The following is a 20,092-nucleotide window of genomic DNA, read 5'->3' as shown; positions in this document are numbered from 1 at the left end:
AAAAGGCCTTGGAATAATTGAAATAGTGCAGTTTATGAGACACGAGATCTGGCAAAAGCTTCGTCAGGAAGCAACCGAATTAGTAGACCGCGAGCCGCTGCTCGCCAGCCATGTTTACTCAAGTATTTTAAATCATGATTGTCTGGGCGCGGCATTGAGCTTTATTGTTGCCAACAAGCTGGCAGACGCCGTGGTATCGGCATTTACTATTCGTGAATTGTTTGATCAGGCCTTTGTGGATTGTGACCGTATGTTGACTCATGTGGCGCATGATATAAAAGCCGTTAAAGATCGTGACCCGGCTGCCGATAGTTACCTTAACGTTATTTCAAACCTTAAGGGCTTCCATGCAATACAAGCACACCGACTCGCACATTGCTTATGGCGACAAGACAGAAAAGAGCTCGCCCGTTTTGTCCAAAGTCGTTCATCCGAAGTATTTGGTGTTGATATCCATCCTGCTTGTAAAGTCGGCCATGGCATTATGTTTGACCATGCGACTGGTATAGTCATAGGTGAAACAGCCGTAATAGAAAACAACGTCTCAATCTTGCAGTCGGTCACCTTAGGGGGAACCGGTAACGAGCAAGGAGATCGTCACCCTAAAATACGCGCAGGCGTATTGATCGGCGCAGGGGCAAAAGTGCTGGGCAACATCGAAGTGGGCGAGGGCGCACGCATAGGGGCAGGTTCCGTGGTCCTTAAGGCTGTCGATCCACATACAACAGTGGTGGGTGTGCCTGCTAAGGTTGTGGGTAATCCGCCTTGTGCGTGTCCGGCCGAATCCATGGATCAGAACTTTCTTGATGAGGATTTGATTGCCCGTAACGAATCTCACACCAGCGCGATGCTCTAGCATCTGATTGACTTCAGGGCGGGGCAGATGGATAACCTGGGCCAAAAAATGTGCTGGATGCTACTCGGTGCAGCGATTGCTGTACCACTGACCTGGTGGGCTGCAACCCCTATCTCTGCTTCACTGACAGAATACGCAGAGCCCGACTCATCTCGGGCTCAACAGATATCCTCCTCTTTGCCTGATATGCTGTCTTCTAGAGAACTCCCCGACACTGCACAAGACAAGGCTGAACTCACCGCATTGCAGCAACAGGTTCAGCAGTTACAAGGGGAGCTGGCACAGGTTAAGGCACACGTCGACTCGGCGTCTGAGTCATCGACACAGCATCAGCAAGCCGCGTCGTCTGGCAACATCAATCGTCAACTGGCGGATATTTTTCGCACGGAATTACGTGACCCGGTGTGGGCCGATGAGCTTGAGTTACAGCTCGGTGATTTTCTCTATACCAGTGACTTAAGTACGTACTTCGCATACGCCAGCTACGGTTGTAAGCGCCATGTGTGTCAATTGAGTTTTGTACCGCGCAGCCAGGACGTAGATGCCATGCAATGGCAGCGCCTTAACGACAGCCTCTTTAACAGTCCGTGGATAACACACTTTAAGGTCAGTTCGGCGCAGCAAACGGCGCAAGGGATGCAAGTGCATTTGAGCACAAAGAGCATCCGTCAATTGAACACAGAGTATTAATCGTTTTCTTTGTTGTCATTGTGGGGATGAAGCTTTAGCACTTGTGTTTGTACGCGACCATCATGCAACTCCGTCATCAGCACGTCACCAACGGCCACATCCTGGGTTGACTTGACGACTTGCTCACCTGATTTGGTAATGCTGTAACCACGTGACAATACAGCCAATGGGCTGACGCTGTCGAGTCTGGCTGCCAGCAAAGCGAGTTGCTGCTGATGTTGCTGTTGCGATGTTTGCATCGCACGTGTGAGCTTGTCTTTCAATCCATCAAGGTGTTGGCTGGCATAACGCAGCTTTTGTTGTGGGTGGAATTGTTGTAAGCGGTGTTGTGCCAGTGAAACCCGGCTTTGAGCACGGTGCTGCTGGTGGCTAATTGCTCGGTGCAGACGACCACTCAATTCATCTACTTTTTGTGCCTGTTGCATCAGCTGAGTTTGCGGGTGTTGTAGCAACAGGCGCTGATGTGTATTGTGCAATTGCTGCGCTTGCTGAGCCAGGTAACGCTGCATCGCACCTTCAAGGCGCTGTTTTTGTTGACGTACTTGAGCCAGAATTTCTGCCCCATCAGGGCTGACCAGTTCTGCGGCAGCGGAAGGGGTGGGGGCACGCAGATCGGCCACATAATCACTGATGGTGGTGTCGATTTCATGACCGACGGCACTGATCACCGGCAGCTCGCTGGTAAATACTGCTCTGGCAACCGTTTCTTCATTAAAGCACCAGAGATCTTCGAGCGAACCACCACCACGGCCGACGATCAATACATCCACTTCATTGCGGCGATTGGCGAGGGCGATTTGTGCGGCAATTTGCAGGTGGGCCTCCTGACCCTGCACTTGAGTCGGATAGAGCACCACTTCCAGCTGAGGGGCACGACGTTTCAGAACTGACAAAATGTCTCTGACTGCGGCCCCGGTTGGAGAGGTCACAACGCCCACCCGGTTTATGCGTGCAGGCAATGGTTGCTTATGCTGGCTGCTGAACAAGCCTTCACCCGCCAGGCGTAGTTTGAGGGCATCGAACTGTTGCTTTAACAAGCCTTCGCCTGCCGGTGCCATGTGTTCAACGATGAGCTGATAGTCACCGCGGGGTTCATACACGGAGACGCGAGCCTGAACCAATACCTGCTTACCGTTTTGTGGTCGGTAGCGGCAGTAGCGGTTGTTGCCGCGCCACATGGCGGCTTTTACCTGCGCTTTGTCATCTTTTAAAGAGAAATACCAATGCCCAGATGCTGGCGCAACAAAGTTAGAGATCTCGCCAGTCAGCTGTAAAGAAGCGAACCCCTGTTCCAGCAAACTGCGGATCTCACGATTCAGGCGTGAGACTGAATAAACTTTTTCTTGTTGTGGCAATGACATACTCAGCTCCATAAAAAATTCACGCACACTCTAACATATTTTTGCTAAATTTTATTTACTCGCATAAGGAACGCTGATAAAATGCGCACGCAATTCCTTATACTCAGTTTCACTTGAGAGATGCCGCACACATGCTAAGAATTGCAAAAGAAGCCCTTACCTTTGACGACGTACTTTTAGTACCTGCTCATTCGACTGTTCTACCACACACTGCGAACTTAAAAACGCGCCTGACTCGTGGTATTGAACTTAATTTGCCATTAGTTTCTGCCTCTATGGACACAGTAACTGAAGCACGCCTTGCAATTGCTCTTGCACAGGAAGGTGGTATCGGATTCATCCATAAGAACATGACCATTGAAGAACAAGCGCGCAATGTACGTAAAGTAAAAGCGTACGAAGCGGGGATTGTTTCTTTCCCTGTGACTGTGACCGCAGACAAAACCATTGCTGATACACTGGCACTGGCTGAAGAAAACGGTTTTTCAGGCTTCCCTGTGGTAGGTGAGAACAACCTGCTGGAAGGCATTATCACCAGCCGTGACATGCGTTTCGAGACCAAATTAGATCAACCTGTTTCATCTGTGATGACACAAAAAGCGGATCTGGTAACGGTAAAAGAAGGCGCCTCACGTGAAGAGATCCTGGGCCTGATGCACGAGCACCGCATCGAAAAAATCTTAGTCGTTGATGATGCTTTCAAACTGAAAGGCATGATCACGGTTAAGGATTACCAAAAAGCGCAAGAAAAGCCAAATGCCTGTAAAGACGAGCAAGGCCGCCTTCGCGTAGGTGCTGCTGTGGGCGTAGGCGCAGGTACCGACGAGCGTATTGAAGCTTTGGTTGCTGCGGGTGTGGATGTACTACTTATCGATACTTCACATGGCCATTCTCAGGGGGTTATCGATCGTGTTAAGGCAACCCGTGAAGCGTATCCGGATCTGCAAATTGTAGCGGGTAATGTAGCAACAGCTGACGGCGCAATCGCATTGGCTGACGCTGGTGTAGATGCCGTTAAAGTGGGCATTGGTCCAGGTTCAATCTGTACTACACGTATTGTAACTGGGTGTGGTGTTCCTCAAATCACAGCAATTTCAGATGCTGTTGATGGTCTGAAAGGGCGTGACATTCCGGTTATCGCTGATGGTGGTATTCGCTTCTCAGGTGACATTGTTAAAGCACTGGTTGCTGGTGCATCGTGTGTCATGGTGGGATCAATGCTGGCCGGTACTGAAGAAGCACCGGGTGAAGTTGAACTGTATCAGGGCCGTTACTACAAGTCATACCGTGGTATGGGGTCACTGGGCGCGATGAACCAAAAAGAAGGCTCATCAGACCGTTACTTCCAGAAGAGCAACTCAGCTGAAAAACTGGTACCAGAAGGCATTGAAGGCCGTGTGGCTTACAAAGGCCCAATCGCCACCATTATTCATCAGCAAGTGGGCGGGATCCGCAGTGCCATGGGCCTGACAGGATGTGCCACTATTTTGGAGCTGAACACTAAACCGCAGTTTGTCCGCGTGACTTCGGCGGGTATGGGTGAGTCGCACGTTCACGACGTACAGATCACCAAAGAGGCTCCAAACTACCGCATGGGCTAATCCCGGCGGACTAAAAGTGGGCTGGCGGTTGCCGGCCCTTCTTAATTTTAGTGTCTACCTTTATCTGGCGGATACAAATAATCAAATACAATGCGCCTGGCAGGCAAACTTGCCCGGCCATTTAGGTAAAGTATTTTTCTTATGCTTTACTAGTTTTATCGCTTCCTAACAAACGAGATTATCAATGAGCAAAGACATCCATGATTCCCGTATTTTGATCTTAGATTTTGGTTCTCAATACACTCAATTGATCGCCCGCCGCATCCGTGAGATCGGCGTTTACTGTGAGCTATGGGCCTGGGATGTAACCGAGGAGCAGATCCGCGAATTTAATCCGCAGGGGATTATTCTGTCAGGTGGTCCGGAGTCAACGACTTTAGAAGGCAGCCCACGCGCTCCAGAATATGTGTTCAACGCAGGTGTGCCTGTGCTTGGGATCTGTTACGGCATGCAAACCATGGCGTCACAGCTGGGTGGTAAGGTACACAGCTCAGATAAGAAAGAGTTTGGTTACGCGAAAGTTGAAAAAGTCGGTAACTGTGCCTTGTTCGAAGCGATTGAAGATCACATCGAAGACGGTATTGGTAAACTGGACGTATGGATGAGCCATGGTGACAAGGTCATCGAGATCCCTGAGCAGTTCATTACTTCTGCAAAAACAGATACATGCCCGCACGCTGCTATGTCTTGGGAAGAAAAGCGTTTCTACGGTGTGCAGTTCCACCCGGAAGTAACACACACGCAACAGGGTCTGCGCCTGCTTGAGCGTTTTGCGACGGATATCTGTGGCTGTGAAAAGCTGTGGACGCCGAGCCAGATTATTGAAGATGCGGTTGCTCGTATTAAAGAGCAAGTGGGTGACGATGAAGTGATCCTGGGTCTGTCAGGGGGTGTTGATTCATCTGTGGTGGCCATGCTGATCAACCGCGCGATTGGCGATAAGCTGACATGTGTATTCGTTGATAATGGCCTGCTACGTTTGAATGAAGGCCAGCAAGTAATGGACATGTTCGGCGATAAATTTGGTCTGAACATCGTTAAGGTGGATGCTGAAGATCGTTTCCTGGATGCACTGAAAGGCATTGATGATCCGGAAGACAAGCGTAAGGCGATTGGCCATACTTTCATTGAAGTATTCGACGAAGAAGCCGGCAAACGTGTTAACGCAAAATGGCTGGCACAGGGCACCATCTACCCGGACGTGATCGAATCTGCGGCATCAGCCACGGGTAAAGCACATGTGATTAAGTCTCACCACAATGTAGGTGGCTTGCCGGAAGACATGGAGCTGGGTCTGGTGGAGCCGCTACGTGAGCTGTTTAAAGATGAAGTACGTAAGATTGGCCTGGAGCTAGGCTTGCCGTATGACATGCTATATCGCCACCCGTTCCCGGGTCCAGGTCTGGGTGTACGTGTACTGGGTGAGATCAAGAAAGAGTACTGCGACCTGTTACGTCGTGCTGATGCTATCTTCATTGAAGAGTTGCATAAAGCTGACCTGTACCACAAAGTATCTCAGGCTTTCACTGTGTTCCTTCCGGTGCGCTCAGTGGGCGTAATGGGTGATGCGCGTAAGTACGACTGGGTTGTCTCACTGCGTTGTGTAGAAACCATCGACTTTATGACGGCGCGTTGGTCACACCTGCCGTATGAGTTCCTGGGCCAGGTGTCAAACCGTATCATCAACGAGATCGATGGTATTTCTCGCGTAGTATATGACATCTCAGGTAAACCACCTGCGACGATTGAGTGGGAATAAGCATCAGTTATATCAGCTGAATTAGGTTAATAAAAGGGCGGATCGGGTAACCATCTGCCCTTTTTGCTGATAAAAACAGCAAACAATCAGAAAGTTGATTTTTTTTCTTTACCTTTTCAATTAGCTCATTATAATGCGTCGACATTGCAGGGGCGTAGTTCCAATTGGTAGAACAGCGGTCTCCAAAACCGATGGTTGCGGGTTCGAGTCCTGCCGCCCCTGCCACTTCCTTCTTTATTTCTTAGTAATTCCCTTATTTAACACAATTCAGATTGCAGTCGTTGCACGCATATTCTAGAATCCTCAGCATTTAATTTTTCCGGTGTTTTTGCATGCATGCAACTCAGGCTCAGTTACTTGGTGTTATGCCACTTAAACTCAAATCTGCTTTTGATCCTAACCCACAGCCTGGTGCGCCTGTGTCTCAGCCAGCGGAACAAGCTGATGTTGCCGTGACGCTAAGTACGCAGTTGCAACAGGATATCTGTGCGGCGGCCAATGCCAGCGAACTCACTGTCGTTGCAGGCGATACCATCAGCTGGACGTGTCACGCACAGCAGGCTCACTTGGTTATACCGGAGATGCAGCTGAGTGCGACGCAAAAGCGGGCATTGTGGCAGCAGATCTGGAGTGGGCAATCATGACCATTTCTATCAGGCCTGATCATCTCGCTGCCCTGCCATTGCAACAGATTATGGATATTGAGCGGGCCTGTCATACACACCCTTGGACCAGCAAGACCATGCAGTCATGTTTGAACGGTCGTTACTTCAATGCCGCCTTGTATCAGGGTGAGCAACTGGTTGGCTTTTATGTGGGTGAGCGGGCTGGTCCGGACTTCACCTTGATGGACATCTGTATCACGCCTGCTTGTCAGGGGCAGGGCCTCGCCAGTCAGTTGTTGGCGCATTTCATGGCACGCTGTGAGCAAGACCGCGCCGAAAATATCTTTTTGGAAGTGCGCGTCGGCAATGAAGCAGCCATTGGCCTATATCACAAGGCTGGATTTACGGAGATGGGCGTGCGTAAAAACTACTATCCTAGCGCGGATGGCAAAGAGGATGCGTTGTTGATGGGGAAAGTGCTGTTTGACCCTGAGCTCATGGGCCACTGAGTCTATTAACCCTATGCGTGCAAAACTGACTCGTCAGAGTCAGGCGTGTTCCTGTTCCAACGTATACCTGATAGCCTGTGTAAGCGTCAGCATGGCATATTCCCACTTGGTTGGGTTGTCTTCGCGCAGGCTGGTTTCCAAATCGCCGGCGGCACTGTGGATGTTGGTAAAGCCAAAGCACCCGGCGCTACCTTTGAGACTGTGCGCCAAGGCTCTGAGTGATTCCCATTCCTGATCCCCAAATAGCTGTTCCAGTTGAATGAGTTGGTCGGGCAGTTTTTCGACGTAGTTGCGACTGATCTGTAAGTACTTTTCACTTTTTAAAAGTGAATTCCACTGGGAGTTTTTATCCTCTTCCAGCTGTAAGTAGTTAAGCAGGACAGCACCGAGCTTTTCACGGTCAATGGGTTTGGCGAGTGTTGCATCACACCCGGCTGCCAGGTAGGTATCAATGTCATGTTTCATAACATTGGCTGTCAGTGCAATGATAGGGCCATCATACGCGGCATGGCGTAGCATTTCAGTGGCTTCCAGACCGCCCATGACTGGCATTTGCATGTCCATCAGGATCAAATCGTAATCGTTAACCAGTGCCATCTCCACGGCTTGTGCGCCATTGCTGGCAATATCTGGTTTAAGCCCCCAGGCACCGAGGAGTAAGGTAAGCAGCTCCTGGTTATCCGGGTTATCCTCGGCAAGCAGAATTTCGGCTTCCAGCTGAGTCTGGTCCAGTTGCTGGGCTGATACCACATGATCGTGTGCCAGCTGGTCTTCTTCCTCAATCCAGGCAAAATCTTGCGTCGGGTGATTGGCCGCAACGCTAATAATAAAGCAACTGCCGACCCCCTGAGCACTTTCTACACTGACATCTCCGCCTAACAGCTGCGCCAGATTTTTTGAGATACACAACCCCAGGCCTGTGCCACCGAATCGTCGGGTGGTGGTGGAATCAGCTTGCTCAAAGGGTTTAAATACACGGGACATCTCGCCTTGTGACATCCCGATGCCACTGTCTTTGACTTCAAATTCAAATCGGGCTGTGTCTGAACGATAACGGGCACTGATCTGGATATTGCCTGTTTCAGTAAACTTAACCGCATTCGTTGCGATGTTAAGCAGGATCTGTTTGAGGCGGGTTTCATCACTGAAGAGCTGCTGAGGCAGGGGTAAGGCATAGTGTACGGTGAATTCCAGCTGCTTTTGCTCTGCCATAGGAGCAATAATAGACTCCACATCCTTCAGTAAATGAAGCAATTCAATGGGGTCTTGTTCAACAGCTAATTTCTCGGCCTCAATCTTAGATAAGTCCAGAATGTTATTGATTAATTCCAGTAAGTGCCTGGAATTGCGCAAAATGGTATCCAGGTGTAGCGCTGAGTTAGTGGCATTTGGATAATGGAGTATCTGTTCGGTAAAGCCCATAATGGCAGTCAGCGGTGTGCGGATCTCGTGACTCATATTGGCCAGGAAACGGCTTTTTAGCTGGCTGGCCTGTTCGGCTTCGGCAATCGCGACCTCTAACTGTCGGTTCATTTCTTCCAGTGCCCGGGTACGGTTTTCTACTTTTTCTTCCAGGTGCAGTTTGTAGTCTTCCAGCTCCCCCTGGAAATCCCGGATCTGTTTGATCATATGGTTAAAGTCATCAAACAAAATGCCAACTTCGTCATCGTCATGAGCGGGTAGCGCAACCGACAAATCGCCATCCCCGACGCGATGGCTGGCTTCCCCGAGCAACTCAATGGGAGTCAGGAGCAAGTTTCTCACCACAATAAAGATCAAAATGGGAAGTGTAATGACCGACAGGATAACAATCAGGGCGGTGGTCAGGCTGATCGCTTTGCCTGACTGATATAAAATTGTTTTAGGAATGGTTGAGATATAATAGTAACCGCCACTGAGCTGCGCGCTATAGGTCATGCGTCTTAGGTTATCAATGGATGGTAGCACCAGAGAGTCCAGTTTACCTTTATCTGCCAGACCATTGATCTGTGCCATTTCCTCGGCGCTCAGAAAGCTTTGATTAAAATGACTGTCGGAGCTAAATAAGACTTCGCCTGAAGCTGACACCAACAGGTTCAGTGTATTGTCATAGGGGGCTTCCAGAATACTACTGCTGATGATTGACGGCGCGACCTGAACAATAATGTAGCCTTCGCGTTGAGGCCGGTTTAGATTGAAATCTACCCCGTAAATCTGCTGCACAAAATACAGTTGTGTACCGCCATTATGCGATGCTTGCATAAACTGTTGCTGACGTAAGTTACTTTGCCGGACCTGGGCAAAAAAGGGATAGGACTGAGGTGCCCGGTTCAGGTTACTGGCATAAAAGGCATGACTCTGGCCGTGCTCATTGACCAGATTGATGCTAATGATATCGGGATAGGCTTCGCTGTAACTGGCGAACACATCCATGAGTGCACCCAGACGTTGTGTTTTTTCCTGAGCTTCTTTTTCTGGCAGGCTTAAAAAGTCACTGAGCACCGGAGAGGTCGACAACAATTTAGTGGTGGATTGATAGATTTCCATGTAGTTGAACATTTTTTGTTGTTGTTGTTCAACAAAGCGACTGACAATGAGTTTTGCCTGCTTTTGGGTAGAGCTGGTGACGTTGGTCAGCGTAAAGCCGCCGAGCAGTAGCAGCGGCAATATCACCAAAGGAGTGATATACCATAATAGCCTGATACTCAGCTTACTTGTTTTCATCCGTGTATAATTCCATCTATCAACTTGGTGCTGATGCACCCCAGTATGACCACAAACGTGTCCGATTAAGAGTGTTATTGTGGGTTATATTACCGATTTTTGCGCAAAACGGCTATGGTATCTCATAAATTGGTTGAACTTTGAACACGCTAATAGAGTGCCCACCTGGGTATGGCGGGCACCGCAGACTTAACTGTCTGCGCGGCTCATAAACTTTGATTCTGCAGTGTTGATTTTAATTTTATCACCGCTGGAAATATGCTCAGGTACCTGAACTACTAAGCCTGTTGTTAATGTGGCTGGCTTAGTACGGGCACTGGCCGATGCGCCTTTGATAGAGGGGGCGGTTTCTTCGATTACCAGCTCAACGCTTGAAGGCAGATCTAATGATACCGGGGTGCCTTCTACAACAACGATCAGCAGGCCTTTGGTTTCTTCATTGATGAACAGGACCTGTTCAGCAATCGAGTCTTTGTGGATGTGATAAGGAGTATAGTCCTCGTCATCCATGAATACATATTCGTCACCATCAATGTAAGAAAGCATTGCCGGGCGACGCGTTAAATCGGCCAGTTGTAGCATTTCTTCGGCTTTAAAGGTTTCATCGACTTTACCGCCATTGACGACATCGTACATACGCATACGGTATAAACTGCCGCCAGCACGACCTTGCGGTACAGAGCGCTCAATATCTCGGACGATCATTACGCGACCATTATAATCAATCGCGGCGTGTTTCTTTATTTCACTGGCTTTAGGCATAAAAGGCTTCCTGTTAGTCTAAACTGAGCGAGAAGTTAGCATGAAGTCGGGATCTCGCCAAGTGCTGTGTTCCCAATCGGTTTATTCTACAATACAGGCCCGACAGGTGAAGCAGGCTTGAACAGGGAAACTAGATGAGGAGAGAAAGGTGAGAGCAGGTATGATGGTTGAAGGGTTTAAACTGGGTTGCCAGTGTGGTCAGGTTACCGGGCGCATCGCTGCGCACCCGCACTGGCAAGGGAATCGTCTGACCTGCTATTGTCAGGATTGTCGCGCGTATCTGCATCACCTGGCACAGACCGACTCTCTCAACGACTTTGGCGGAACGGATATTTATCAGGTGCCACCGGCGCACGTCAGTATTTTAACAGGGCATGATCAGCTGGCCTGCCTACAGCTGACCAGGGGAGGCGTCTATCGTTGGTACACCCAATGCTGTCATACCCCGGTTGGCAACTGTTTTAGCCCCTTCTGGCCCATGGTGGGGATCATACATAGCTTTGTGCGCGAGCCGCTCGAGACTTTAGTGGGTCCGACTTCGGGGAGTGTCTATTGCCGTGGCGCGCTGGGCCGTTTACCAGATGAACTCAAAGGCGCACGCTCACAAAAGGTGATGGTGCTGCGTTTGATCACTAAGTTGCTGGCCTGGAAGCTGTGTGGCAAAAACTCACCTTCGGTATTTTTTGTCAATGGCGCACCGCTGGCACCGCCACAGCAGCTTTATTCATGTTCTGCAGATAAAGGCTAAAGCGAGTAGAGACTCGACATCGCCTGGTAACTTAATCCAAAGTGCTGATTAAACCAGTTATTGACGTAATCATGTTGTGGCGCCAGTTTGGCACAGCGCAGTACATATTCGCCATCGGCTGAACCGAGTTGATCTTCGCAGTAGGTTTGCAGCCACACGCGATCCAGGTCTGCAACAAACTGAGTGTGTAGCTCAGTGAGCTGTTTGGTTAAATGCGTGCTAACATCCAGAAATTGCGCTTGTTGTGGTTCCAGATCCAAATCGGGGAAGTCCGCATAATGGCTTTGTGTGTGATGCACCTGGCTATCGTCCACTTTATGCTCAATCTGTTGCCTACCCAGACGGCCCAGATACATCATATCCAGACTATAATGCTCCGTGAATTCAGTGACAGGGTACTGGTAGGTTTTTGCTACTTCAACATCAATAAAAGAACCTGGCTCACTCGGGTTGGGCTGTGCTTGTTCCAGCGTGTAGTGCTTCTGTCTGTTCACCAGCTTGGTATTGCGGCTGTGTTTGAAAGTGGCATGGACGTTAAGCGTGAAGGTCCCCTCACCTTGCGGGTGGTACCATAGACTGTCCCTAAAAGCGTCATTTAGCTGAGATAAGACAGTCTGAAGGCGTTGTTTTTGTGTGCTCGTGTCGTGCAGTTGCACAGTGAGTTTTGGCACGATGCGGATCTCGGAATATAAAGCCCGGGCAGTCACTCGTTGTGTGGGGCGGCTGGCGATACTCCAGGCTTGACAATATTTGCGATAAAAGCGCTGTAAGAACAGACGATCTTTGCTCTGCGATGTACTGAGTTTTTCACACTGACGCTTGGCATTGATCTTTAATTGCTCCTGATACTGAGCAAAGGCGTTGCCCAGTCTGGCATTGGCAATTAAAAAGGCATAACGCATTTCGAAGTATCGAAATGGATCCGGGAAGGCTGAGCGGGACAGTGACAAAGCCTCTTGCTTGAGCCAGCTGGTGGCATATCGCAGCTCTTCATTTTGGGTTTCTGCCATGGGCCCGATAGGCTCTATGTGCCAGCTTACCTGGTTACGTAGTAAGGCTTCTAGCTTGAGTGCCGCGCCGGTATGATTGCCAGACAGGCGTAACATGCGCACGTCAATGAGTCCACGGTCGATGATTTTATTGCGCGCCAGAGTAAGCCGCTGACGTGCCTCTACATCCTGAGGATCCTCGGCGAGGGCTTGTTCGTAGAACTCGGCAGATTGATCATACATGCCGGCCTCATACAATTTGTCTCCTTTTTCAACCAGGCTTTTACAGCCTGACAGTAGCAGCACGCCCGCAATCATAACGGCACACAATTTGGGTGTTTTCATCGGTCCTTCCTTGTTCACTTTAAGATATCTTCGTATATCATGTGTCATGTCACTTTTGTATGACACTCGACAGGTTTGGTTATTTTTTAGGGCCTAGTACCCTTCGCTCAGTGATGTTTTTCGGTTTGGCCGGTGCTTCGGTTAATACCCAGACCGGACGAGTAACGAACAGGTTGTTGGGGTAGACCACTTTATGCCCATCGACATGGCGTAACACCACATTCATCAGCCCCATTTCGACAATACAGCCTTCGATGGCGTTGGCACCATCTATAACCCTGACCCAGTTGCCAAGGCGAAAGTCATTTTGCACAAACATGATTAAAAAAGCAGTCAGGTTGCTGAGCAAAGACCAGGCGGCAAACAAGGCAACACCGAGCATGGCAAATAAGGAGGAGCCCAGCACTAATAAACCACGCAACTCGATCCCCCAGAACACCAGCAACAGGCATAACAACACCGTTCCAACCAGCCCTTTGAGCAGTAACTCAGCTCTTTGTTGTCTGTGCAGGTCGATTTTACCCCGGGTGATACGATGGAGTATTTTGATAGCCAGTTTGAGCAACAAAGGAAACAGGAAAACGAACAGCAGTGTGACAATCAGTTTGTACTCAGTGAGCAGGAATGACGTAATTGCTTCAGGCACGTGGCAGACCTATTTATTTATCAATAAAGCGCGATGATATCAGGGAAATTCAGCTGTTTAAAAGCGGTTTTTAACGGTAAATAGCCACTGTACTGAGTCGATGTTGTCCGGGCCATCAAGGGGCGCCGCGACGTCCAGATGCAGCACCAGTCCCGAGTTGGCCCGACTGGGAGCAAGCCGCAGTCCAACACCGATGTTTTTTAGAAACTGGCCCTGAATTTGATGTGTTAACGCGTGTTGTTGTAGGTCCGTTAACGTGTTCGGCTCGTCGAGGCTGCCTGGCAATGGCGGAGGTATCGGGCGGCCATCAACGCGGCCAATATCAAAGTAGGCAGCACCACCTACTTTAAACAGGTGCAGCAAATCATATTCCCAGTAATAACGCTTCTCAAGGTTAAGCAGGATGCGCCGATTACCTTGCAGGTAATTGCTGGGATACCCCCGCAAACCAGTTTCTCCGCCAAGCGTGATCTGCTTATCGGCACTGAGGTGTTTACCATACTGAATTTCAAGCTGGGCATACCAGGACTGACGTATGCTAGTGTTAAGGTAATACTGCACTCGTGAGCTGATCAGCAGGTTTTCAGCCTGATCCTGACGTTTGTTCCAGTAACCATGTAAATTTAAGGCGAAGCGGAGCAAGCTATCTGCAGAGGTGAAATGAGCTTTATTGGCATTGAAGGCCATCACCCAACGGCTGTCATCATCACTGAGCCCACTGTCTGAATAGCCAAGCTGGGCATTAATATTCCAGCCTAAATTTAAATCCTCAGTGCGATAGATTGAGTCAAAGTTACGGACTTTAATATAGGCATCTTCGAACCACTGTGCCTGAATATAGGGGTAGCGTAGTGTCCGGTTTTCAGCAATGGGTAAAGTGGTACCGCGTAGGCGAGCAAATTCTTGCTTTTCATCCTGATATCCAAGTAACAGCCGACGCGTCCAGTCGTTGTCGAGTGCAAAGGCGCGGCCAATGTAGAAGTTGGATATCTCACTGAGCTGTTGATACTCCGAGATTTCTTCACCCAGATTGTAGAATGACTCAACCCGACGGTTACTTAAGTTACTGATACCGTAACTATAAGGCGTGGAGATTGAAAAAAATGGGTATTCAACGCCGACATAATGCACTTTTCCATCATCGTTGTCCGCGTATTCAAGGCGTCCCCGGTAACGGCTCGACAAAATTTGGGGATCATCGTAAACAAATAAATAGCCACTGCGATCCGGGTCGGAAATATGTGTCAGTGACAGGCGTTTACCGTAGCCCAGCAAGTTGGACTCACGAAAGCCGAGACGACTTGAATTATCGCCGCCGCTGCGGCTGAAACTGATATCGGGTAGCAAGGTCCAGAGGTCACGTGTAATGACTGTAACAGCCACTTCACCCTCACAGGTTTGTTCGGCAAAGATCCTGGCATCATAGATATAGGGCTGCTGGCGTAAAAGTCGTTCTGACTCCCGAAGCAGTTTGGGGTCATATTTACCCCCTTGGCTAAACAGCAATAAATTGCGGATCACCTCAGGTTTCGTTTTGACGTGCGCCCGATTTGCAAAACGAAACACGGCGTTATCTTCCTCCGGCAAAGAGGTATCAAAGACATTCAGTTGTCTGAGCTCAATGCTAACCACAGAGGCATTGAGTAAAGCTGGTAAGGTGTCGGTGCTATCTAACTGGCGGTGGAGGTTATCATCCTCAGGCGTAGTGGGGCGGTTGTTACTGCAATGCGCAGAAGCACTTGATGACGTACTGGCAGCAACTTGCACTGACGTGGTTACCACTGATGTGAGTACTGCTAGTATTGACGTGCGAACAACCCAACCCATAGAACAGCCTGTCGTTAATTAACGTACTTTTAATTATGGCCTATGTTAGCCATAGCTGCTCAACTAAGTCTATATTATTGTTGTAAATTTAACCGTAATAATGTTACCAGGTTCGGCAAATGTTCAGTGGCACCAAGGCCTTCCGGCGCGATCCAGATACTCTCACTATAGTGCTCAAAATTGAGGTTGTATGGGTGCCCTGCATAATTGAAGCGCCACTGGTGGCGGTCAGCACCCTGATGAAATTCCAGCAAGGCAAGGCCATCCAGGTGCAAGAAAATGTGTCCCCAAAGCTCAAACTCATCTGCATCAGGCAGCGAGCTGGGGATGACAAGAATGTGGTTTTGATCTGGTAAATGATCGATACGCGTTGTCACTGTGACTCCACTTAAACGGTTAGGTTAATCTGTGTCGAGGTAATTGCGGATCAGCTGCATAAAAGGTGCGCCGTATTTGCTGAGCTTGGTGAAGCCAACCCCAGAGACTTTCAAGAATTCGCTATCATTGGTCGGCGTTAGTTGTGCCATTTCCGCCAGGGTTTTATCACTGAATACCACATAAGGTGGTACGTCATCCTGATCGGCGAGCTCTTTGCGCAGGCTACGCAATTTAGCAAAGAGCTTTTTATCATAATTGAACTGCGCCAGTTTATCCTGATAAACATGCTTCGCTTCAAGCCGTGGCTGGGCCAGTTGTAGGGCATATTCTCCTCGCAGTACTGAGCGAGCCCCTTCGGTCAGGCGCAATGCGGCACCCTGGGTAATGTCTTGGGCAACCAGGCCATGATGTATGAGTTGTCGCAGAATACTCAGCCAGTACTCGTTGCTGTGCTCTTTGCCAATGCCATAGGTGCTCAGGGTGTGGTGTTGGTTGTCCCGGATCCGTGCGGTATTGGCGCCGCGTAACACGTCCACAATATAGCCAAGCCCAAAGCGCTGCTCTGCCCGATAGATACAGGACAAGGCTTGTTGGGCAACCAAAGTGCCGTCAAATCGTTTTGGTGGGTTCAGGCAGATGTCACAGTTGCCGCATGGTTCGCGTTGATATTCGCTGAAATAATTGAGCAGGATCTGGCGTCGGCAGGTTTGTGCCGAGGCAAAACTGGCCATTGAGCTAAATCGTTGCTCTTCGACTCTGCGCCTGTGCTCATCCTCAATGTCTTCAAAAAACCGTTTGACCCGACCAATGTCTGCGGGGTCGAAGTACATGATGGCTTCTGCTGCCAGGCCATCGCGGCCGGCACGGCCTGTTTCCTGGTAATACGCTTCGATACTCTTGGGAATGTCATAGTGCAGTACATACCGCACGTTCGACTTATTGATCCCCATGCCGAAAGCCACCGTTGCAACCACAATCTGAATGTCATCACGAGCAAAGGCATTTTGTACAAACTGGCGTTGCTCATTGCTCATCCCCGCATGGTAAGCAGCTGCATTAAAGCCGGCTTCAACCAGTTTTTCGGCGATGTCATCAACACGTTTACGGCTGGAGCAATAAACAATGCCGCTTTGCCCTTTTTGCGTGCGCAGATAGCGCATCAACTGAGATAATGGTTTGAACTTCTCTTCGATGGTGTAACGAATATTCGGTCTGTCGAAGCTGCCCGTATGAATAAAAGGCGCCTGTAAACCGAGTTGGGTGACAATGTCACTGCGGGTTGCCAAATCGGCTGTCGCGGTAAGCGCCATCATAGGGATTGAGGCAAAGCGATGCTTTAATTCATGCAGTCGACAGTAGTGCGGTCTGAAATCATGCCCCCAGTGTGATACGCAGTGCGCTTCATCGATGGCGAATAGGCCTAGTTGGAGGTGACTCAGGCGCTCAATAAATTCGCTTTGCAGTATTTTTTCCGGTGCCACATACAAGAGTTTTATTTCACCCTGATGCAGGCGCTGGTAGATGGCTTGCTGCTGAGCCCGGTCGAGGCTGTTATTGATAAACTCTGCTGAGATACCCAGAGCTTGTAACTGTGCAACCTGGTCTTGCATCAAAGAGATCAGCGGAGAGACCACGACGCAGGTGCCTGGCAAAAGTAACGCGGGTACCTGATAGCATAAAGATTTGCCGCCACCGGTTGGTAGCAGTACTAAGCTGTCGCGCCCGTCCAGGCAGGCCTGAATGACGTCGAGTTGCCCGTCACGAAAGTCACTGTAGCCAAAAACTTCTTTCAGTACGCCGTGCGGTGTGTCGATTGAGTGAGTTGCAAGATTTTCCATCGAGCGCATTTTAGTGGGTTTTGCAGCAGAAGTCTTTTGTTTTTGATCACAGGAAAATCATACGGGCAGGTACAGATTACGGTATACTGCGCGCTTGGCATCTGTGGGAACAATCAGAAGACCAATTATGTTGTGCTTGGGAGAAATGAATGGGAACGAGTAGTGAAACGAAGCAGGGGTATATCTTTGCCGTTTTAGCATTTTTGATGTGGGGATTGGCGCCCATCTATTTTAAATCGCTGGATCAAGTGGATGCGCTTGAAATTCTTATCCATCGTGTGGTCTGGTCGGTACTCTTTATTGCCTTGATCATAGCCATAAAACTCAACTGGGACAAAGTAGTTGCCGTGCTGCGTCAGCCAAAACTCATGCTCATGTTGACGGTTACGGCCTTATTGCTGGGATTTAACTGGGGCTTATTCATCTGGTCAGTGAATAATGGGCATATGTTGGATGCAAGTTTGGGCTACTATATTAACCCTTTACTCAATGTGTTGTTGGGTATGTTGTTTTTACAAGAGCGCTTGCGGCCTCGCCAGCAGTTTGCGGTTGCGCTGGCCGTTGTCGGGGTGGTGCTGCAATTGGTCAGCTTTGGCTCATTTCCGGTGATTGCCTTCTCTTTAGCCGGGTCATTTGCGATTTATGGGTTATTGCGTAAGACCATGGCGGTAGAGTCTTTGCCTGGCCTGTTGATTGAAGCCGTTATTCTGCTGCCCATTGCACTGGGTTACTGGTGGTGGTTAACACCCAGTGAAACCAGCAATATGATGGTGAATGACTGGGTCACTAATGTGTTATTGATTAGCGCAGGGGTTGTAACGACATTACCTTTACTGTGTTTCACCGCTGCCGCAAAACGTATTCCCTATTCGACTTTGGGTTTCTTTCAATATATTGGACCAAGTTTGATGTTCGTTCTGGCTGTGGTGTTCTATGGTGAGGTATTTAGTGCTGAGCGGGTGTTAACGTTCGCCTTTATCTGGTCTGCCCTGGCACTGTTCAGTTTTGATTCTTACCGTTCGGGTAAAGCGCAGCGCCGTCTCGCGGCTGCGTAATTATGTTGGGGGGACTGAACCTGTCAGTCCCCCTGTAATGTATTACATTTCGTCGTCTGCCTCCACGGCAACAACTTCGACTTCTTCTTTATTTGTCTCTACCTTAGAGCGGCCAAACAAAGTATGAAACTTGGTTTTGCAGGTTGTGAGTTTCAGGTATTTCGTCCAGGTTTTTTCCATCACATTGCCTGGTGTTTGTCGTCCCTCCATGACGTCGACAAATTGTCGTTGAAATTCATTTTGTGGCTGGCTAGCTTTGGTGTATAAGCTCTTTAGTAGTGCACCATGGTTTTCCAGTACATCAGACTCCTGCAAAGTGAAGTGTCCGCTGCGAGAAAACCCTCGAGGAAAGTTAAGATCATCATAGAAATGTTTAGATGTAACAAAAGCTTCTTTCAAGGTCGCTAAATTTTGATTCATGGTGAAATCCTCAGCATTGTTTGGCAGGAGTATGGACCATAGAGAACAAATATTTAAACGAGTTTTTTTTATCGTAAGGGGGGTATGTGGACCTAGATCTATTAAAAACATTTGTCGAAGTTGTTAAGACGCGTCATTTTGGTCGCGCAGCGGAAAATTTATATATTACTCAATCTGCTGTCAGCTTTCGGATCCGTCAGTTAGAACAAAGCCTTGGCGTTAATTTGTTCATACGTCAGCGTAATAATATTCAACTGACTGCGCCGGGCGAACGTTTGTTACCTCATGCCAATATGATCCTCACCGGGATGCAGCGTGCCAAGGTTGATGTCGCACTTGCCAATAATATGCATAAACAAGTGTCACTGGCCGGCACGCCAAATATTTGGGACGCCTTTTTACAGTTTGGGATTAACCACATTGTGGCGGCGATGCCTGGAGTATCGCTGGTGGCTGAGGTCAAAGCGCAGCAGGAGAGTACTCGTTTATTATTGGAGCGAACGCTCGATATTGCGGTGCTATTTGACCCACCTAAAGTGGATGAACTGGTCGTTAAGCAAATTAAGCATCTGGCTATCATCCCGGTCAGTACAATGGTGCAAACCACCAGTGAAGACTTTTTTGATAAGCAATATGTTTACGTAGACTGGGGAACGGCTTTTTCATTGTGGCATGCGAAACAGTTTAACGGCAGTACACCGCCTTATTTCAGAACCAGTACGGGTCGTATCGCACTGGATTTGATCATGCAGTGTGGTGGCTCAGCATTTATACCCCGTGCACTGGCCGTTGAGCCGATAGAGAAGAAGCAGCTATTTCATATAGAATCAGTGGAGCAAAATGCACGGGAAATCTATGTTGCTTATCACAAGGATAATGAACAGATAGAACAAATTGAGACAATTGCCAGTCTTTTGGCGTCTTTACCTGATTAGGTTACAGATTGTTGAATTATTTATGATGATTGACTGACAGTTAAATGTCACTTTTATTTTAAGTG

General features: G+C 48.9%; 18 protein-coding genes and 1 tRNA gene. 10 read left to right on the top strand and 9 right to left on the bottom strand.

From position 1 onward, the window contains the following. The first annotated feature begins 34 nt into the window (after positions 1–34). Entirely contained in the window at positions 35–856 is an 822-nt protein-coding gene (cysE, locus tag CWC22_RS16705) for a serine O-acetyltransferase (protein WP_021032726.1), read from the top strand. A 27-nt stretch (positions 857–883) separates the two neighbouring features. Further along, entirely contained in the window at positions 884–1,546 is a 663-nt protein-coding gene (locus tag CWC22_RS16700; RefSeq protein WP_138538502.1) for a hypothetical protein, read from the top strand. Here the strand turns inward: CWC22_RS16700 and xseA are convergent. Continuing rightward, complete coding sequence (gene xseA / locus CWC22_RS16695) at positions 1,543–2,907, bottom strand: exodeoxyribonuclease VII large subunit (protein ID WP_138538501.1); 1,365 nt, start codon at positions 2,905–2,907, stop codon at positions 1,543–1,545. The two genes, CWC22_RS16700 and xseA, sit on opposite strands and share 4 nt — an antisense overlap. Positions 2,908–3,038: 131 nt before the next feature. On the opposite strand from xseA, the gene guaB reads away from it, so the two are divergent. From guaB to rimI, 5 genes are all read left to right on the top strand, one after another. Beyond that, positions 3,039–4,508 (top strand): IMP dehydrogenase, encoded by a 1,470-nt coding sequence (guaB, locus tag CWC22_RS16690; protein WP_010383433.1) that lies wholly within the window; start codon positions 3,039–3,041, stop codon positions 4,506–4,508. A gap of 184 nt (positions 4,509–4,692) precedes the next feature. Further along, the gene (gene guaA, locus CWC22_RS16685; RefSeq protein ID WP_010383432.1) at positions 4,693–6,267 is read left to right on the top strand and encodes a glutamine-hydrolyzing GMP synthase; all 1,575 of its coding nucleotides are present in this window, start codon (positions 4,693–4,695) and stop codon (positions 6,265–6,267) included. A gap of 148 nt (positions 6,268–6,415) precedes the next feature. Beyond that, positions 6,416–6,492, top strand: a tRNA-Trp gene (locus CWC22_RS16680). A 107-nt stretch (positions 6,493–6,599) separates the two neighbouring features. Beyond that, positions 6,600–6,911, top strand: a complete 312-nt coding sequence (locus CWC22_RS16675) for a hypothetical protein (protein ID WP_138538500.1) — start codon at positions 6,600–6,602, stop codon at positions 6,909–6,911. After that, a complete protein-coding gene (gene rimI, locus CWC22_RS16670; RefSeq protein ID WP_171045075.1) occupies positions 6,908–7,381 on the top strand; it encodes a ribosomal protein S18-alanine N-acetyltransferase in 474 nt (157 codons plus the stop codon). Before CWC22_RS16675 ends, rimI begins: the two co-directional genes overlap by 4 nt. Before the next feature lie 39 nt (positions 7,382–7,420). On the opposite strand, the gene CWC22_RS16665 is transcribed toward rimI, so the two are convergent. Beyond that, entirely contained in the window at positions 7,421–10,084 is a 2,664-nt protein-coding gene (locus CWC22_RS16665; RefSeq protein WP_138538499.1) for an ATP-binding protein, read from the bottom strand. A 189-nt stretch (positions 10,085–10,273) separates the two neighbouring features. Continuing rightward, positions 10,274–10,846, bottom strand: a complete 573-nt coding sequence (gene yeiP, locus CWC22_RS16660; RefSeq protein ID WP_125559149.1) for an elongation factor P-like protein YeiP — start codon at positions 10,844–10,846, stop codon at positions 10,274–10,276. Positions 10,847–10,994: 148 nt separating this feature from the next. Between yeiP and CWC22_RS16655 the strand changes: the two genes are divergently transcribed. Beyond that, a complete protein-coding gene (locus tag CWC22_RS16655; protein WP_138538498.1) occupies positions 10,995–11,594 on the top strand; it encodes a DUF6151 family protein in 600 nt (199 codons plus the stop codon). Here CWC22_RS16655 and CWC22_RS16650 read toward each other — a convergent pair. The 5 genes from CWC22_RS16650 to recQ form a co-directional block, all read right to left on the bottom strand. Further along, complete coding sequence (locus tag CWC22_RS16650) at positions 11,591–12,928, bottom strand: tetratricopeptide repeat protein (protein ID WP_138538497.1); 1,338 nt, start codon at positions 12,926–12,928, stop codon at positions 11,591–11,593. The genes CWC22_RS16655 and CWC22_RS16650 overlap by 4 nt on opposite strands. Positions 12,929–13,007: 79 nt before the next feature. Beyond that, positions 13,008–13,574, bottom strand: a complete 567-nt coding sequence (locus CWC22_RS16645; protein ID WP_125559155.1) for a mechanosensitive ion channel domain-containing protein — start codon at positions 13,572–13,574, stop codon at positions 13,008–13,010. Between the two features lie 57 nt (positions 13,575–13,631). Next, on the bottom strand, positions 13,632–15,401 hold the full coding sequence (locus CWC22_RS16640; protein ID WP_230090585.1) for a hypothetical protein: 1,770 nt from the start codon (positions 15,399–15,401) through the stop codon (positions 13,632–13,634). Between the two features lie 74 nt (positions 15,402–15,475). Beyond that, positions 15,476–15,778, bottom strand: a complete 303-nt coding sequence (locus CWC22_RS16635) for a DUF3630 family protein (protein WP_125559157.1) — start codon at positions 15,776–15,778, stop codon at positions 15,476–15,478. A gap of 24 nt (positions 15,779–15,802) precedes the next feature. Beyond that, on the bottom strand, positions 15,803–17,617 hold the full coding sequence (gene recQ / locus CWC22_RS16630) for a DNA helicase RecQ (protein ID WP_138538496.1): 1,815 nt from the start codon (positions 17,615–17,617) through the stop codon (positions 15,803–15,805). Positions 17,618–17,766: 149 nt separating this feature from the next. Between recQ and rarD the strand changes: the two genes are divergently transcribed. After that, entirely contained in the window at positions 17,767–18,672 is a 906-nt protein-coding gene (gene rarD, locus CWC22_RS16625; protein ID WP_125559161.1) for an EamA family transporter RarD, read from the top strand. A 42-nt stretch (positions 18,673–18,714) separates the two neighbouring features. Here the strand turns inward: rarD and CWC22_RS16620 are convergent, their stop codons facing one another. Next, positions 18,715–19,092 carry a DUF413 domain-containing protein gene (locus CWC22_RS16620; protein ID WP_138538495.1) on the bottom strand — a complete coding sequence of 126 codons (378 nt, stop codon included), beginning with the start codon at positions 19,090–19,092 and terminating at the stop codon, positions 18,715–18,717. Positions 19,093–19,178: 86 nt separating this feature from the next. On the opposite strand from CWC22_RS16620, the gene CWC22_RS16615 reads away from it, so the two are divergent. After that, complete coding sequence (locus CWC22_RS16615) at positions 19,179–20,027, top strand: LysR family transcriptional regulator (RefSeq protein WP_125559165.1); 849 nt, start codon at positions 19,179–19,181, stop codon at positions 20,025–20,027. Positions 20,028–20,092: the final 65 nt, after the last annotated feature.

The sequence above is a fragment of the Pseudoalteromonas rubra genome, assembly GCF_005886805.2.
GTDB lineage: Bacteria > Pseudomonadota > Gammaproteobacteria > Enterobacterales > Alteromonadaceae > Pseudoalteromonas > Pseudoalteromonas rubra_D.
Note: the sequence above shows the minus strand (reverse complement) of the source record. Positions and strands in the feature narration are given on the sequence as shown.